Origin of the sequence: Pseudodesulfovibrio sp. (assembly GCF_028692895.1) — a bacterium.
Taxonomy (GTDB): Bacteria; Desulfobacterota; Desulfovibrionia; order Desulfovibrionales; family Desulfovibrionaceae; genus Pseudodesulfovibrio.
In genome coordinates this window covers 1-16,642 of sequence record NZ_JAQUWN010000001.1, presented here as the reverse complement: position 1 = coordinate 16,642, position 16,642 = coordinate 1, and the positions used below count along the sequence as shown (strand labels likewise).

The 16,642-nt window shown below is 63.7% G+C and carries 12 protein-coding genes; 9 read left to right on the top strand and 3 right to left on the bottom strand.

What is annotated here, in order from left to right; translation table 11 throughout:
• From PHP91_RS00060 to PHP91_RS00050, 3 genes are read left to right on the top strand one after another with little or no spacing between them, the layout of a single operon-like run.
• On the top strand, window positions 1-1,071 hold the full coding sequence (locus PHP91_RS00060) for an iron ABC transporter permease (RefSeq protein ID WP_300135315.1): 1,071 nt from the start codon (window positions 1-3) through the stop codon (window positions 1,069-1,071).
• Window positions 1,068-1,823: an ABC transporter ATP-binding protein gene (locus PHP91_RS00055; RefSeq protein ID WP_300135313.1), complete on the top strand. Its 756-nt coding sequence runs from the start codon at window positions 1,068-1,070 to the stop codon at window positions 1,821-1,823. Before PHP91_RS00060 ends, PHP91_RS00055 begins: the two co-directional genes overlap by 4 nt.
• A 24-nt stretch (window positions 1,824-1,847) precedes the next feature.
• A complete protein-coding gene (locus PHP91_RS00050) occupies window positions 1,848-2,459 on the top strand; it encodes an FmdE family protein (RefSeq protein ID WP_300135311.1) in 612 nt (203 codons plus the stop codon).
• A gap of 110 nt (window positions 2,460-2,569) precedes the next feature.
• On the opposite strand, the gene PHP91_RS00045 is transcribed toward PHP91_RS00050, so the two are convergent.
• Window positions 2,570-3,739: a homocysteine biosynthesis protein gene (locus PHP91_RS00045; RefSeq protein WP_300135309.1), complete on the bottom strand. Its 1,170-nt coding sequence runs from the start codon at window positions 3,737-3,739 to the stop codon at window positions 2,570-2,572.
• A 616-nt stretch (window positions 3,740-4,355) separates the two neighbouring features.
• Between PHP91_RS00045 and PHP91_RS00040 the strand changes: the two genes are divergently transcribed.
• The 5 genes from PHP91_RS00040 to PHP91_RS00020 all read left to right on the top strand — a co-directional run bounded on the left by PHP91_RS00040 (window position 4,356) and on the right by PHP91_RS00020 (window position 13,221).
• Window positions 4,356-5,654, top strand: a complete 1,299-nt coding sequence (locus PHP91_RS00040; protein ID WP_300135307.1) for a DnaA/Hda family protein — start codon at window positions 4,356-4,358, stop codon at window positions 5,652-5,654.
• Window positions 5,655-5,802: 148 nt separating this feature from the next.
• A complete protein-coding gene (dnaN, locus tag PHP91_RS00035; RefSeq protein ID WP_300135305.1) occupies window positions 5,803-6,972 on the top strand; it encodes a DNA polymerase III subunit beta in 1,170 nt (389 codons plus the stop codon).
• Window positions 6,973-9,372 (top strand): DNA topoisomerase (ATP-hydrolyzing) subunit B, encoded by a 2,400-nt coding sequence (gene gyrB / locus PHP91_RS00030; RefSeq protein WP_300135303.1) that lies wholly within the window; start codon window positions 6,973-6,975, stop codon window positions 9,370-9,372.
• Window positions 9,373-9,625: 253 nt separating this feature from the next.
• Window positions 9,626-12,067, top strand: coding sequence for a DNA gyrase subunit A (gene gyrA, locus PHP91_RS00025; protein ID WP_300135301.1), 2,442 nt, complete (start codon window positions 9,626-9,628; stop codon window positions 12,065-12,067).
• A 293-nt stretch (window positions 12,068-12,360) separates the two neighbouring features.
• Window positions 12,361-13,221 carry a tetratricopeptide repeat protein gene (locus tag PHP91_RS00020; protein WP_300135299.1) on the top strand — a complete coding sequence of 287 codons (861 nt, stop codon included), beginning with the start codon at window positions 12,361-12,363 and terminating at the stop codon, window positions 13,219-13,221.
• Between the two features lie 97 nt (window positions 13,222-13,318).
• Here the strand turns inward: PHP91_RS00020 and pgl are convergent, their stop codons facing one another.
• Complete coding sequence (pgl, locus tag PHP91_RS00015; RefSeq protein ID WP_300135297.1) at window positions 13,319-14,050, bottom strand: 6-phosphogluconolactonase; 732 nt, start codon at window positions 14,048-14,050, stop codon at window positions 13,319-13,321.
• A gap of 130 nt (window positions 14,051-14,180) precedes the next feature.
• Between pgl and PHP91_RS00010 the strand changes: the two genes are divergently transcribed.
• Window positions 14,181-14,909 carry a TerC family protein gene (locus tag PHP91_RS00010; RefSeq protein ID WP_300135294.1) on the top strand — a complete coding sequence of 243 codons (729 nt, stop codon included), beginning with the start codon at window positions 14,181-14,183 and terminating at the stop codon, window positions 14,907-14,909.
• 706 nt (window positions 14,910-15,615) lie between these two features.
• Here PHP91_RS00010 and PHP91_RS00005 read toward each other — a convergent pair.
• The coding region (locus PHP91_RS00005; protein WP_300135291.1) for an asparagine synthase C-terminal domain-containing protein at window positions 15,616-16,642 on the bottom strand (1,027 nt) is incomplete at its 5' end.

Below are 16,642 nucleotides of genomic sequence, written 5' to 3'. Positions count from 1 at the left end.
ATGCACTTCGCCGACGGGCAGGTTCCCGAGGAATACCGGCGTTACGTCGGACGCAAGGCGGCGCTCATCGGCGTCAGCGCCGTGGCCCTGGTCCTGTGCCTGATGGCCGCCATCTCGCTGGGCGCGGCGGGCCTGCCCCTCTCGGCCGTGGCCAAGAGCCTGGCCGGGCTGGACGTGCCCCGGCGGGTGGACGCCATCGTCTGGAACATCCGGCTGCCCCAGGCCCTGGCCGCCATCATGGCCGGGGCCGCCCTTTCCGTGTCCGGCGCGGCCATGCAGTCCATCCTGCGCAACCCGCTGGGCTCGCCCTTCACCCTGGGCATCTCCCACGCCGCCGCCTTCGGCGCGGCCCTGTCCGTCATGACGCTGGGAGGCGGCGTCATGGCCTCCTCCCAGGGCGACGCCGTGAACATCACCGACCCCTGGCTGACCACGGCCGTGGCCTTCGCCTTCAGCCTGGCGGCCGCCGGCGTCATCATCGGCGTGTCCCGCCTGCGCGGGGCCACGCCCGAGGTCATGGTCCTCACCGGCGTGGCGCTGGGCGCGCTCTTCACCGCCGGGACCATGTTCCTGCAATACTTCGCGGACGACGTGCAGCTCGCGGCCATGGTCTTCTGGACATTCGGCGACACCGCCCGGGCCTCCTGGGCCGAAGTCGGCATCATCAGCGCAGCCACCGTGCTCTGCTCCGCCTACTTCATCGCCAATAGCTGGAACTACAACGCCATCGACGCGGGCGACGAGACCGCCAAGGGGCTGGGCGTGCGCGTGGAGCGCGTCCGGATGGTCGGCATGCTCCTGGCCTCTCTGCTCACCGCCTTCGTCATCGCCTTCCTCGGCATCATCGGCTTCGTGGGCCTGGTCGTGCCCCACATGGTGCGCCGCGTCATCGGCTCGGACCACCGTTTCCTCATCCCCGCCTCGCTGCTGCTGGGCGGCCTGCTCCTCCTGCTGTCCGACACCGTGGCCCGGCTCATCCTCGCGCCGCACGTCCTGCCCGTGTCCGTGCTGACCGCCTTCATGGGCGCGCCGGTCTTCATCTACCTCATCATCAGGGGGCAAAAACGATGATCCTCTCGGTCTCGGACCTGGACTTCCGCTACGGCGGCCACCAGGTCCTCGGCAATGTGGACTTCCGCCTCGAAGGCGGCGAACTCCTGGCCATCCTCGGCCCCAACGGCGTGGGCAAGACCACCCTGCTCAAGTGCATCAACGCCATCCACGCCCCCTCCTCCGGCGCCGTGCTCGTGGAGGACCGCAACGTCCTGCGGATGCGCCCCCACGAGATCGCCCTGACCATCGGCTACGTGGCCCAGCGCTCGGACTCGGCCCGGCTGACCGTGTTCGACGCCGTGCTCATGGGCCGCAAGCCCCACGTCAAATGGAAGGTCGCCGACCATGACCTCAAGATCGTGGACTCGGCCATCCGCCACCTGCACATGGAACACCTCGCCCTGCGCTACATCGACCAGCTCAGCGGCGGCGAGCTGCAAAAGGTCGCCATCGCCCGCGCCATGGTCCAGGAGCCGCGCCTGCTCCTGCTCGACGAACCGACCAGCTCGCTGGACCTCAAAAGCCAGGTGGACATCCTGAACATGCTCCGCCACATCATCACCGAGCACCACCTCGGGGCCATCATGACCATGCACGACCTGAACACCGCCCTGCGATACGCCGACAAGGTCCTCTTCCTCAAGAACGGCCGCATCCACTCCACCGGCCCGGCCTGCCAGGTCACACCCGAGGTCGTCGAAGAGGTCTACGGCCTGCCCGTGGATATCCACAACGTCAGCGGACGCCTCATGGTCGTCCCCGCCGCCTGAACCCGAACCCCCAAGGAACCAGCCATGCCCTGCACCATCCCCGACCAGATCATCCGCGCCACCATCTCCTACCACGGCCACGTCTGCCCCGGCCTGTCCATCGGCATCCGCGCCGCCGAACTCGCCCTGCGCGACGTCGGCGACCCCGCCGTCATCAACATGGTCGCCATCGCCGAAACCGACATGTGCGGCGTGGACGCCATCCAGTTCATCACCGGCTGCACCCTGGGCAAGGGCAACTTCATCCACCGCGACTACGGCAAGATGGCCTTCTCCTTCTTCAACCGCGATACCGGCAAGGGCGTCCGCGCCGTGCTCGACACCACCGCGCGCAACGGCCTCTTCACCGAATACCGCGACCTGACCAACAAGGAGGCCCAGGGACGCATCACCGAACAGGAACGCGAAGCCATCGCCGACCTGCGCGCCCGGCTCCAGCAGCACCTCATGCGGATGGACCTGGACGACCTCTTCAACGTAACCCCCGTGGACAAGGGGCTCCCCCGGCCTCCCCGCGTCCTCGAAAGCATCCCCTGCGCCCGTTGCGGCGAATCCACCATGGAATCCCGCACCCGTCGCATGGGCGGCGAGACCTACTGCATCCCCTGCTTCCGGGAGATCGATCAGAAACTGTAGGCTCTTCCCACTCCGTCCATACAATCAACACATCATCCCCGCACAAAGACCGCGAAAAAGGCTGCCGGACAGGTCCGGCAGCCTTTTTTGACGTGCAGTTATTTCGGGACTTAGAAGCTCGGAATGTTCTCGACCTTTTCGGTCAGGAGGAACTTGCCGTTTTCGATCCATTTTTTCAGTTTATCGGCGATTTCGAGGGACATGGAATAGGAGGTGACGGGCACGGTGGACGTTTTCTTGCCATTGACCTCGATCTCGCCGGAGCGGAGCTGCTCGAAGGTGACCCGGGCGAGCTCGCGCGGGATGCCGTTGGGGTAGTCGTAGCCGTAGTCCTTGACCGGCATGGTGATGTCGGCGTCGGACACGGCGGTGAACCATGCCATTTCCTCGTTCAGCATGGGGATGGGGATGCCCACGCCCACGGCCAGGGACGGACCGTAGCCGGTGAGGGACTGGCCGCGCACGTAGTGGGCGTCCATCTGCTTGAGGTCGCCCTTGAGCATGAGGGTTCCCGCAGGGTTGACGGGCAGGCCGCGCTCGTTGCGCTTGGGCTTCTGGACGTGCTGGGTGCCTTCGCCGATGACGTAGCCGATGCCGCCGCCCAGGAAGATGCGGGTGCCCAGCCCGATGGTCCTGAAGTAGGGGTCGTTGAAGAGCGGCGAGAGCTGGCCCGCCGTGGCGAAGTTGCAGTTGGCGCAGTTGGACTTGAGCGGGCCCATGTAGGTATAGATGGTCCGGCTGGTCAGGTTCACGGCCGCGTTGTAGTTCTGGTAGCAGTTGCGCGGGTTGAGCATCCACGCGTTGGGCAGGTCGGCCAGGGTGATGTCCTTGTCGAGCTCGCGGCGCGGGTAGCAGTCGGTGCCGAAGGCGGTGGCGCGCAGGTGCACGGCCTTGCCGCGCAGCAGGTCCTCGATGACGTGCCCGCCGCCGTAGGCGAAGCGGCCGGGGTGGACCTTGTTGAGCGGGTCGTCCTCGGAGGGCTCGGTGGCGCCGACGTAGGCGTCCACGGCGGCGATGCCGCAGTAGCAGGGCACGTTGTTGAGCCAGAGCTTGGACACCTTCATGACGGGCGGCTGCTGGCCGATGTTGAAGAGCACGCCGGACGAGCACATGGGCGAGAAGGTGCCGGTGGTGACCACGTCCACCTCCTGGGCGGCGCGGACCTTGCCTTCCTTTTGCACGATGCGGATCATTTCCTCGGCGTTGACCACCACGGCCTTGCCTTTGCGGATCCGTTCGTTGATCTCGGCGATGGTCTTGTTCACCTGAAATTGAGCCATGAAGTACCTCCATATGCCCTCCCGGCTGGGGGGCGGGGGGAACCGCTGTCCGGTTCCCGGGCTCTCTTGTTCGTTTCGCGGCCATGCCGCGTTCAATTTTCAAATCCCGTGTACCAGAGGGGCCGGGTGCGAAAAATGCGTCTGCGGGCCCCTCAGGCCCCTTGTACCCCGACCGGCGTGTCGGGTCGCGTCTCCGTTTGGGACGCGGAGGCGGGGGGAAGGAAAAAGAGCGTTTCCGGAACCGGACCCCTCTCCCCTTCCCCCCGCTCCCGATCGCCTGGTAATTAGTAGAAATCCGCGCCGGGCACAAGACGGTCCTGGCCCGGCGCGAACCGCCCCTGGACAAGCCACTCAATATCACAATTAATTTCGTAGTTATTCAAGCGTGTTGTCGTGTACTAACTCCGGTATTTCCAGTACGGGGGATCGGATGCCGCCAGAAATTGGCGCAGGTGAGTTTTTTTGACCCGAACCGGGCCTCGGCGCTTGGCTTCCCGGGTATTTTAATGTATATGGTCGAAGGAATTTCGGGATTTTCTTTAGACTCGATATAGCCGATTTTTATAGCTGTAAATCAACGTAGTTGGAAAACCACGGTACAACGGTTCGGTTCAGCGTGAAACAAAGTCTTCGCACCCATCTTCTGCAGACCAATTCGGACGACGATCTCAAGCGCTGGTTCGACCCGTTGCAGTTCGAATACGACGAGGAAAACAAGCGGGTCACCGTGGGTTTTCCCCATGCTTTTTTCGCCAAGTGGTTCGAAAGCGAAATCCAGGACCGCTTCGAGGCGCAGCTCAACATGTACCTGGGCGCGGGATACGTGGTCAGCTACCGGGACAACGGCGCGGTGGACCGGTCCAAGGGCGTCCAGGCCGTGGAGCTGGTCAAGCGCATCGACTTCCCCTTCGGCCAGGAATTCACCTTCGACACCTTCCTCATCAACAAGAAGAACTACTTCCCCATCGCCTCGGCCAAGGAGGTCTCCAAGCAGTCGGGCTCGCTGTTCAACCCGTTCATCATCTGCGGGCCGGGCGGTTCGGGCAAGACCCACCTCATCAAGTCCGTGGGCAACGAGATCAGCAAGAAGCACGACTACTCGGCCATTTTCATGGGCACCATGGACGAGCTCAACTCGCTCTACACCATCCAGTTCCGGGGCGACCCGTTCCGGGCCCGCAACCACCTGTTCGAGTATGAATTCCTGTTCCTGGACGACTTCCAGAAGATCCGGGAATATCCGCATTTCCAGCAGGAGCTGGTGAACATCTTCAACCACTTCTACGACAACAAGAAGCAGATGGTCATCGCCTGCCGCGACAAGGTGACGAGCTACGACTTCCTGGACGAGAGCCTGCAATCCCGGCTGGGCTGGGGGCTCATCGTCACCCTCAAGGAGCCGGACCTGGAGATTCGGGTCGGATACATCCAGCGCCAGTGCCGACTCAAGCGCCTCAACCTGTCCAAGGAGCAGATCCTGACCCTGGCCCAGCGGTTCACGGACTTCCGCTATCTCCAGGGCATCCTGCTCAAGCTCTTCGCCTTCAAGGAGCTGGTCAAGAAGGACCTGACCCAGAAGGACTTCCAGCACATCCTCTCCAACACCGAGGAGAAGGCCACGGACGACCTGACGCCCAAGAAGATCATGAGCGTGGTCAGCGAGCATTTCAACATCCACGTCAAGGACCTGACCGGGGCCAAGCGGCACCAGAACATCGCCCAGGCCAGGCAGGTGGCCATGTTCCTGTGCCGGACCATGCTGAACACCTCCTACCCCTCCCTGGGCCGCGCCTTTGGGGGCAAGGACCACTCCACGGTCCTGTACTCCGTAAAAAAAATCGATCAATTACAGGAAGATGACATGGAATTGAAACAACTGTTGAAAACCCTGAAGCAAAAATGTCGCATGTCGTGAGCGAGAGCGACGGACAGGGAGTTTGGAAAACCGGCACCTGAACGACGAACCAGGATGTGTGCATATAATCTTCATTCATTCCGGCATGATAAGCTGGAAACGAACATAAGAACCGGGACAATAAATCCCAATTAAGGAGATATTGTTTATGTTTTTGAAAGTGAACAGAGACGAGATCATCGAAGGCCTGCAGAAGTCGGCGAACATCATCCCGGCCAAGACGGGCGCCGCCTTCCTGCGGACCATCTGGCTCCAGTGCGAAAACGGGAACCTGAACGTGATGTCCACCGACTCCAACCTGGAGTTCAAAGGGTCCTACCCGGCCTCCATCGAGAATGACGGACTGGCTGGCGTCCAGGGCCGGGCCTTCTACGACCTGGTCAAGCAGCTTCGCTCCGACCAGGGCGAGCTGACCATCCGCACGGACGACGAGTCCGCCAACGTCCTGGTGGAGCAGAAGGCCAGGAAGTACAAGTTTCCGGTCAACGACCCCGAGTGGTTCCAGAAGTTCTCGGCATTTCCCGAGGACAACACCGTGTTCTGGTCCGGCGACTTCCTGCACGAGATCATCGAGAAGATCTCGTTCTGCATCTCGGACGAGGACTCCATGGAGGCCATCGCCTGCATCTACTTCGCGCCGCGCGAAGAGGGCGGGGTGAAGAAGGTGGAGGTCTGCGGCCTGAACGGCCACCAGTTCGCCATGTTCAACTTCCTGAACGACGACATCCACGCCATGCTCCCCGAGGAGGGCGTGCTGATCCAGAAGAAGTACCTGGCCGAGCTCAAGAAATGGCTCACCGCCGACGAGATCGAACTGGCCATCTCCGAGAAGCGGCTCTTCTTCCGCACCGGCAACCAGCGCGAGACCTTCACCCTGCCGCTCTCCTATTACCAGTATCCCAACTACCACAACTTCCTGGCCAAGCTCGGCGATCCCGACGTCTCGACCCTGGAGGTCAAGCGCATGGAGCTGGTGGACGCCCTGTCCCGCGTGGCCCTGTTCAACACCGACTCCAACCGCTGCGCCTACTTCGCCTTCGGCGGCAACGAGGTCACCATCTCGGCCCAGGGCCAGGAGACCGGCACGGCGCGCGAGTCCCTGGACGCGACCTTCACCGGGTCCATGCAGCGCATCGCCTTCCCGACCCGGCACCTGATCGACATCCTGAACCACTTCAATTCAGACACCGTCAAGTTCACCCTGACCGGCACCGAGGCGCCCTGCGGCGTCACCGGACCGGACGACAAGGACTACCAGGTCATCGTCATGCCGATGATGATCCAGGAAGAGACTTACTACACCGAGGAAAATGCGTAGATGAGCGAACAGTACAACGCCGATTCAATTACCGTACTCGAAGGACTCGAGGCCGTTCGGAAACGTCCGGCCATGTATATCGGGTCCACCGACATCCGGGGCCTTCACCACCTCGTCTACGAGGTCATCGACAACTCCATCGACGAGGCGATGGCCGGATACTGCGACAAGATCAAGGTCGTCCTGCACATGGACAACTCCTGCACCGTGTCCGACAACGGCCGCGGCATCCCGGTGGACATCCACCCCAAGGAAAAGGTGCCTGCGGTCCAACTGGCCATGACCACCCTGCACGCGGGCGGCAAGTTCGACTCCGAGACCTACAAGGTCTCCGGCGGTCTGCACGGCGTGGGCGTGTCCTGCGTCAACGCCCTGTCCGAGTTCATGGAGACCACGGTACGCCGCAACGGCAAGACCTACCGGATCAAGTTCGAGCGCGGCCACGTCGTTTCCGAGCTGGAGGAGATCGGCACCTCCGACCACACCGGCACCACCCAGCGCTTCCGCCCGGACGAGGAGATCTTCGAGGTCAACCAGTTCGACTACGACGTGCTGCGCAAGCGGTTCAAGGAGCTGGCCTACCTCAACTCCGGCCTGGAGATCGAGTTCCTCGACGAGCGCAACAGCGAAGCCGAGCCCGAGACCTTCAAGTTCACCGGCGGCATCCGCCAGTACGTCAAGGACCTCAACTCCAACCAGACCACCATCGGCGAGATCGTCTACGGCGAGGGCGAGCAGGAGAACATCCTGGTCGAGTTCGCCCTCCAGTACACGGCCGGGTACAAGGAAAACACCTACACCTTCGCCAACAACATCCGGACCATTGAGGGCGGCACTCACCTGGCGGGCTACAAGACCGCGCTGACCCGCGCCATCAACAACTACGTCCAGAACGCGGACATCCCCAAGAAGCTCATCCAGAAGCTCACCGGCGACGACGTGCGCGAGGGCCTGACCTCGGTCATATCGGTCAAGCTGCCCGACCCGCAGTTCGAGGGCCAGACCAAGACCAAGCTCGGCAACTCCGAGGCGGCTGGCCTGGTGGCGGCCGTGATCTACGACAAGCTGAACGTCTTCTTCGAGGAGAATCCCAAGGAGGCGCGGTTCATCATCGAGAAGGTGGTGGACGCGGCCAGGGCGCGCGAGGCGGCCCGCAAGGCCCGCGACCTGGTGCGGCGCAAGGGCGCGCTCTCGGACAACTCCCTGCCCGGCAAGCTGGCGGACTGCCAGTCCAAGGACCCCAAGGATTCCGAAATATTCATCGTCGAGGGCGACTCCGCAGGCGGCTCGGCCAAGCAGGGCCGCGATCCCAAGATCCAGGCCATCCTGCCCCTGCGCGGCAAGATCCTGAACGTGGAGAAGACCCGCCTGGACAAGATGCTCGGCAACAAGGAAATCCGCGCGCTCATCACCGCGCTGGGGATCGGCATCGGGCACGAGGAGGAGGAAAAGGACTACGACAAGCTGCGCTACCACAAGGTCGTCATCATGACCGACGCCGATGTGGACGGCTCGCACATCCGGACCCTGCTCCTGACCTTCTTCTTCCGCCAGTACGAGGAGCTGATAAACCGGGGCAACCTGTACATCGCCCAGCCGCCGCTCTACCGCGTGCACAAGGGCAAGTTCGAGCAGTTCATCAAGGACGACGTGGAGCTGGACGACTTCCTCATGGAAAAGGTCGGCGGCGACGTGACCGTGCGCACCGGCACGGGCAGCCAGTTGACCGAAAAACCGCTCATGGAGCTCCTGGACAAGATCCGCTTCCTGCGCGTCAAGTTCCACGAGGCCGAGACCGCGGGCGTGGACCCGGCCCTCTACCAGGTCCTGCTGGACCATCCGGAGCGCATCTCCTTCACCCACTTCGAGGACCACGATCCCGAGGCCTTCGCCCGCGCCTTCGACGGCCTTGGCTACAAGGTGACCATCGAGGTGGAGCACGACCACGAGCTCGACAAGGACCGCACCCACGTTGTCTTCGAAAACCAGAACGGGCACCGGACGCGCCTGGCCATGGAGTTCTTCCACTCCAGGCTCTACAAGCACGCCTACAACACCTACAGCGAGCTCAAGGCGGCCTGCGGAGGACTGGAGTTCGCCCTGGTGCTCAAGGATTCGCCCGAGGTGCCGGTTTCCGGCATGTTCGCGCTTTACGACGCGGTCATCGACGAGGCCCACAAGGGCTGGAACATCCAGCGCTACAAGGGTCTGGGCGAGATGAACCCGGAACAGCTCTGGGAGACCACCATGGACCCGGAAAAGCGGACCATGCTTCAGGTCAGGGTCGAGGACGCGGCCGCAGCCAACGACATCTTCATCGACCTGATGGGAGACAACGTGGAGCCCCGGCGCGAATTCATCGAAAAGAACGCCCTGGCCGTCCAGGAGCTGGACATCTAGGCGAGACCGGCCGAGCCGCCGCCACCGGGTCCAGGGACAAGCGTGACCCGCGCGGCAGAAGGCCGGCCACAGTGGATTACTTTTAGAGAACACGACAGCAACGGTTCGCCGCAGGTCCGGTCAGGGAGGTTCGACCCGGTCCGGCAGGCGGCGGAACAAACAGTTTGGGAGCGTCCCGGCGACCGTTTTCCGGTTTCCGCGACCGCCGGGGGCGACGGCCGACAGGCCCGCCCGAGGCATCCCAGGAGGCTGAATGAGCGATACGATTACCATCGAACGGGAGATGAAGAAGAGTTACCTGGAGTATTCGCTGTCCGTCATCATCGGACGCGCGATACCCGACGTGCGGGACGGCCTGAAACCCGTCCACCGGCGCATTCTCTTCGCCATGCACGACCTGGGCAACTACTTCAACCGTCCGTACAAGAAGTCCGCGCGCGTGGTCGGCGACGTCATCGGTAAATACCACCCGCACGGCGACTCCGCCGTCTACGACGCCCTGGTCCGCATGGCCCAGGACTTCTCCATGCGCGACACGCTGGTGGACGGCCAGGGCAACTTCGGCTCCATCGACGGCGACTCCGCGGCCGCCATGCGTTACACCGAAGTGCGCATGGCCCGGCTCTGTTCCGAGTTCCTCGGCGACATCGACAAGAACACCGTCGACTTCGGGCCCAACTACGACAACTCCCTGCAGGAGCCCCTGGTCCTGCCCACCAAGGTGCCCAACCTGCTCCTCAACGGCAGCACCGGAATCGCGGTCGGCATGGCCACCAACATACCGCCCCACAACCTGGGCGAGCTCATCGACGGCACCGTCCACCTGCTGGACAACCCCGGTTGCTCGGTGGCCGACATCATGCAGTACGTCAAGGGCCCGGACTTCCCCACCGGCGGCACCATCTTCGGCGGCCAGGGGCTGACCGACGCCTACACCACCGGCCGGGGCTCCATCAAGATCCGGGGCGTTGTCGAGGTCGAGGAGGCCAAGAAGGGGCACAAGGAGCGGATCATAATCCGCGAGATTCCCTTCGCGCTCAACAAGTCCACCCTGGTGGAGAAGATCGCGGCCCTGGTCCACGAGAAGCGCATCGACGGCATCGCCGACCTGCGCGACGAGTCGGACCGCAAGGGCATCCGCATCGTCATGGACCTCAAGCGCGGCGCCATTCCGGACATCATCGTCAACGCGCTCTACAAGTACACGCCGCTTGAGACGAGCTTCGGCATCAACATGATGGCCGTGGTGGGCAAGCGGCCCATGCTCCTGAACCTCAAGGAGGCCCTGTCCCACTTCCTGGAGCACCGCCGCGAGGTGGTCATCCGCCGCACCAAGTTCGACCTCGACAAGTGCGAGAAGCGCGTCCACATCCTGGAAGGCCTCCGCATCGCGCTCGACAACATCGACGAGGTCGTCCGGCTGATCCGGGCGTCCAAGTCGCCCGAGGAGGCGCGCGACGCCCTCATGTCCCGCTTCTCACTGTCCGAGATCCAGGCCAAGGCCATCCTCGACATGCGCCTTCAGAAGCTGACCGGCCTGGAGCGCGAGAAGCTGCTGGAGGAACTGGCCGAGCTGCTCAAGAAGATCGAATACTACAAGTCCATCCTGGAGAACGAGGAAGTGCTCAAGTCGGTCATCCGCCAGGAACTGACCGAGATCAAGGAGGGCTACGCCACCCCGCGCAAGTCCGAGCTGCTCATGGCCGACCTCGACGCCATCGACATCGAGGACCTCATCCCGGACGAGGAAACCGTCATCACCCTCTCCCGCCGCGGCTACATCAAGCGCACCCCGCTCTCCAACTACACGGCCCAGAAACGGGGCGGAAAGGGCATCGCTGGCGTGCAGACCGGCGACGGCGACTTCATCCACACCTTCATGCTGACCACCAACCATCAGCACCTGGTCCTGTTCACCAACCTGGGCAAGATGTTCAAGATCAAGGTCCACCAGGTGCCCGAGGGCTCGCGCTACGCCAAGGGCGGCCACGTCAACAACCTGCTGCCGCTGGAGAAGGACGAGCACATCGCCACCGCCCTCTCCCTTCGCGAATTCGCGGACGACCGCTTCTTCCTGTTCGTGACCCGCAAGGGCATGATAAAGCGTTCGTCCATCGGCTTGTACGGCAACTGCCGGGCCACCGGCATCCGGGCCGTCAACCTGCGCGACAATGACGAACTGATGACCGTGCGCGAGGTGGAGCCGGACGTGGACTGCATCCTGGTCAGCCGCGACGGCTCGGCCATCCGCTTCCATATCGACGACGCCCGGCCCATGGGCCGCGCCACCGCCGGCGTCAAGGGCATGGCCCTGCGCGGCGACGACGTGGTCGTGTCCTGCGAGGTCACCGGCGATCCGGAACGCGACCAGTTGCTCACGGTCAGCGAGGGCGGCTTCGGCAAGCGCACCGGCATCGACCAGTACCGGGGCCAGTCGCGCGGCGGCAAGGGCATCCTGAACATGCGCCTGACCAACAAGACCGGCAAGGTCGTGGGCGCGCGCATGGTCAACGAGACCGACGACGTCATCCTGCTGACCACCCAGAACAAGATCATCCGCATGTCCGTGTCCGAGGTCTCGCTGACGCGCGGCCGCGCCACCCAGGGCGTCCGCCTGGTGCGCATGGACGAAGGCAACAGCGTGGCCGGGTTCGACCTGGTCATGGACGACGACGAGGAAATCACGGAAGCATAGAAAATGCCTCCGGCGGCCGGGGGGAAGGGGAAACCCTTTGAAAAGGGTTCTCCCCTTCCCTTCCCCGCGCAACCCATCCCCTTCCCAAACTTTTTGGCTACGCTTCGCTTGGGAGGGGTTGAAACCATGGTTGTTTCTGAATGGGGTTCGGCGTTGCCCATTGGATTTCAATAGGCTCTACCCACCCCCGCTTTGACCCGCGAAGCGCGTTAAAAAGTTTTGGAGATTCTTAAGAACCTTTTTCAAAAGGTTCTTAAGCCGCCGGAGGCATTCTGACGACGATGCGGCGAGCGATGGCATATATGGCGGTGGTCCTGGCGCTTCTGGCGCTGGTGGGCTGCTCGCGGTCCGGCTCGGCCGGGGCCGAGGACCTGGAGCAGGCGCGCGACGCCTATTCCAAGGGCTTCTACCTGGAGGCCGAGAAGGGATACGAGCGCTATCTCCAGGTCGAGCCCCAGGGCAAGTTCCGCAAGGAGGCCTGGGAGCGGCTGAGCGAGATCGCCGTGAACATCAAGGGCGAGCTGGATCGGGCCGTGGTGCTCCTGGAGGCCATGTATCTGGAGCTCGGCACCGACCCGGACGAGGCCTGGCGGATCATGAACCGGCTGGGCGACGTCTATTCGCAGTTGGGAAACCTGACCAAGGCAGTGGAATCATACGAAAAATGTCTGGTGCACGCGGCCGGAAATCCCGAGCGGATGTGCCAGACCCAGATGCGCATGGCCAAGCTCTACCGGGCCATGGGCAACTACGACCTGGTCACCGCCACGCTGTCCAACTGCGCGGACGCGGCCCCGAACAACGAATCCAAGGCCAAATGCCTCTACGAGCTGGCCCAGAGCTATTCGTTCATCTCCAACTGGAGCCAGTCGAAACGCGCCGTGGACACGCTTCTGGACCTGCCGGACGTGAGCGACGAGACCCGGGCCCTCTCCATCTTCCTGCTGGCCGACATCTACGAGAACGAGCGCAACTACGCCAAGACCCGGGAACTCCTGGAATCCATCCGCACCACCTACCCCAACCCCAAGGTCGTGGAGACGCGGCTGGCCAACCTGCCCGACGCCGGGGTCGAAGAGGAAAAACCCGGCCCGCCGCCGGACATGGACGATCCCCCGGCCCAGGACCCCGAACCGGCCGGAGAAGGCATCTAGCAAATTCTCCGATTTACACCCGGATGAATATCGAATGAAAAAAAGAAGGTGCGCCGTATTGTACGACGCACCTTCCTGCATTGTATGGTCGAAGCAATCAGCCCTTCTTGGCCAGGCTGAAGGCGTTCTCGTCCACGTACCAGAGCGTCTGCTCCGCCTCCACGCGCGCAGCCGGATACCGGTCCATCGCCGCGGGATCGTTGACCACGTCGCGCACCACCGGAGCCTTGCCTGTGCCCGTGGCCAAAAAAAGCGCCGTGCGCGCACGGTTGAAGACCGGCAGGCTCAGGGTCACGCGGTCCACGGCCGGGTCGGCCGAGGCATTGGAAACCGGCACCACCCAGGATGTGGCCTCCAGCTCCGGCCCGCCCGGAAACAGCGAGGCCGTGTGTCCGTCCATGCCCACGCCCTGGATCACCAGGTCGAACCGGGGCGCGCCGCACGGCCCGAAGGCCTCGGCCAGGTCGGCCTTGTACGCCTTGGCCGCCTCCACGGCGCCCAGCTCGCCCCGAATCCGGATCACGTTCTCCTCCGCCACCGGCACGTGGTCCAGCAGCGTCACCCGCGCCATGCGATAGTTGCTGTACTCGTGCTCAGGACCCACGGCCCGGTCGTCACCCCAGAAAAACAAGGTGCGGTTCCATGGGATGGCCGAACACCAGGGGGAAAACGTCAGCCGCTGAAACAGCGGCACCGGCGTCGAACCGCCGGAAAGCGCCACCGTGAACCGCCCGCGCTCATACAGCGCCTGATGGGAAAGATCGGCAAAAAGACGCGCCGCCGCCTCGGTTACGGCCGCAGTGTCCTCGAATACATGAAAATCCGCCATGCCTTCCTCCGACTAGGGTTTGCCGGGGACCATTTCATACCCGAAGGTTCGCGTCAATCGCTTGACCTTGATTTTATAACAGCCATCTCACATACTCCGTCCGCCCACCCCCCACCAACACGGAGCCAATATGCTGGAAGGACTCTGGACCCTCGAAAACCTCGTCGCTCTCATCACCCTCGCCGGTCTCGAAATCGTGCTCGGCATCGACAACATCGTCTTCGTCGTGGTCGTCACCAACAAACTGCCCGACACGACCCGGGACACCGCCCGGAGACTTGGCATCGCCCTGGCCATGATTACCCGCATCGCCCTGCTTCTCGCCATCTCCGCCATCATGGGCCTCACCGCGCCCCTCTTCACCGCGTGGGGACATACCGTGTCCGGACGCGACGTCGTGCTCCTTCTGGGCGGTCTCTTCCTCCTCGCCAAGGCCACCCACGAGATCCACGACAAACTCGAAGAGCCCGGCCGGGAAACCGCCGGGGCCCGGTCCGTCAGCTCCCTCGCCTCCGCCGTCATCCAAATCATGCTCCTCGACATCGTCTTCTCCCTCGACTCCGTCATCACCGCCGTGGGCATGGCGCAACACCTCACCGTCATGATCGCCGCCATCGTCATCGCCGTCGGCGTCATGCTCCTCTTCTCCAGACCCGTCAGCACCTTCGTCTCCAACCACCCCACCGTCCAAATGCTCGCCTTCGCCTTCCTCCTCCTCGTCGGCATCTTTCTCATGGCCGAAGGCATGCACAAGCACATCGACCGAGGCTATATCTACTTCGCCATGGCCTTCTCCCTGTTCGTCGAATTCCTGAACCTGCGCATGAAAAAATTGCGCGCGCGCAACGCGCAGGGATAGGGCTGGGCTGGACTGGCGCGGGGAATGCCTCCGGCGGCCGCCTCGCCGGCGGGGGCCGCCTTCGGCGCGACCAGGGCGCTGCCCTGGACCCGGCAGGGACAAAGCCCCTGCACCCCCATCTCCGCTTCGCGGGCGAGTAGCTCGGGGGATTGGGAGTTGGTGAGCGGGGGGATTGGCTGGCGGCGGCTGAGCGGCGTCCTGAAAGGTTTGGCCGGTCCATTCCCGCCCTTCGGGACGGAAATGGACCGGCCAAACCTTTCAGGACACTAGCCCACGCCGTGTGAACTGCTTGGTGAAGATTTGAAAAGCCTGTCGTTACGGCGTCTGAGACATTTGCAGAGGCGGGGTTCTTGATTTTAAAATTGACCTGTTTCTTTGTCTTCAAAAAACACCCCGGCTGGGGCCGAGAAAAGCGGCGGGAGGTGTTCCGGTAAGCGGCACGTATCCCCGCCCGTTTTTCTCGGGCCCAGCCGTTACCCGGCACGGCGGGGGCGAGCGAGCAGTCCGTCTCCGCGCATGAGTCGTCCTGCCAAGTTATGCCCCCGCGAAAGCGGAGAGTGGATTCCAGCTTCAGCCGTTGGCGAGTCTTCGAGCCTTACGGATGAAGACAGCAGCGATAAGGCTCGCCTTTGGCGGGTCCAGGGCAGCGCCCTGGTCTCCACGAAGTGGCCCCCGGAGGGCCGCCGGAGGCATTCTTCCTCCGTGCTTACATCCACCTTTCGAGCCATGCCTCAAGCATGAGCAGGTTCCACAGACGGTACTGGTTGTTGCGGCGTCCGGCCAGGTGGTCGGCGAGGCAGCGCCGCACGGGTTCGGGGTTGAGGAGTCCTTGTTGGCGCAGGCGTTCGGGTTCGAGCAGGTTGGCGGCCCAGTTGCGCAGGGGTCCGCGCAGCCACTGGTCGAGGGGCACGTCGAACCCGGCTTTGGGTCGTTCGACGAGGGAGCGGGGGACGAAGCGGTCGAGGAGGGTGCGCAGGAGGAGTTTGCCCTGGTTGCCGGAGACGAGGAGGGGGAGGGGCAGGCTCCAGGCGAACTCGACGACGTGGTGGTCGAGGAAAGGTGCGCGGGATTCGAGGGCCACGGCCATGGTGGCGCGGTCGACTTTCTGGAGCACGTCGCCGGGCAGGTAGGCGAGGGTGTCGATGAACTGCATCCAGCGGGTGAAGTCGGGCAGGGGGGGCCAGGTTTCGGGCTGGTCCGGGGCGGTCGGCGGTTCGGTTGCGCCGGATAGGAGGGCGGCGGGGTCGGGCCAGGTGGAGGCGAGGCGTTTGTAGAGGTCTTCGCGGGTCTGGGCGTCGAGGGCGTCGGCGAGTTTATGGGCCTTGTGTCCGGGCGTGCGGATCTTGGCGCGGGCCGGGAGGACGGGGTCGGCGAGGCGGAAGAGGTGGTCCCAGCCGCCGGGGGGGAGCAGGCGCATGGCGCGGGCCGCGAGGGAGCGCAGGGGGGCGGGCAGGGGGGCGAGGCGCGTCCAGAGGGAGGGGGCCCAGAAGTGTCGGTTGTAGCCGCCGAAGGATTCGTCGCCGCCGTCGCCGGTGAGGCAGACGGTGACGTGTTGCCGGGTCAGGGCGGCCACCAGGTGGGTGGGCAGTTGCGAGGCGTCGGAGAAAGGCTCGTCGTAGATGTCGGGCAGTTGGCGGACGAGGTCGAGGGCGTGGGCCGGGGTGGCGACGAGGGTGGTGTGTTCGGTGCCCAGGTGTTCGGCCACGCGGGCGGCGTGGGTGGATTCGTCGTAG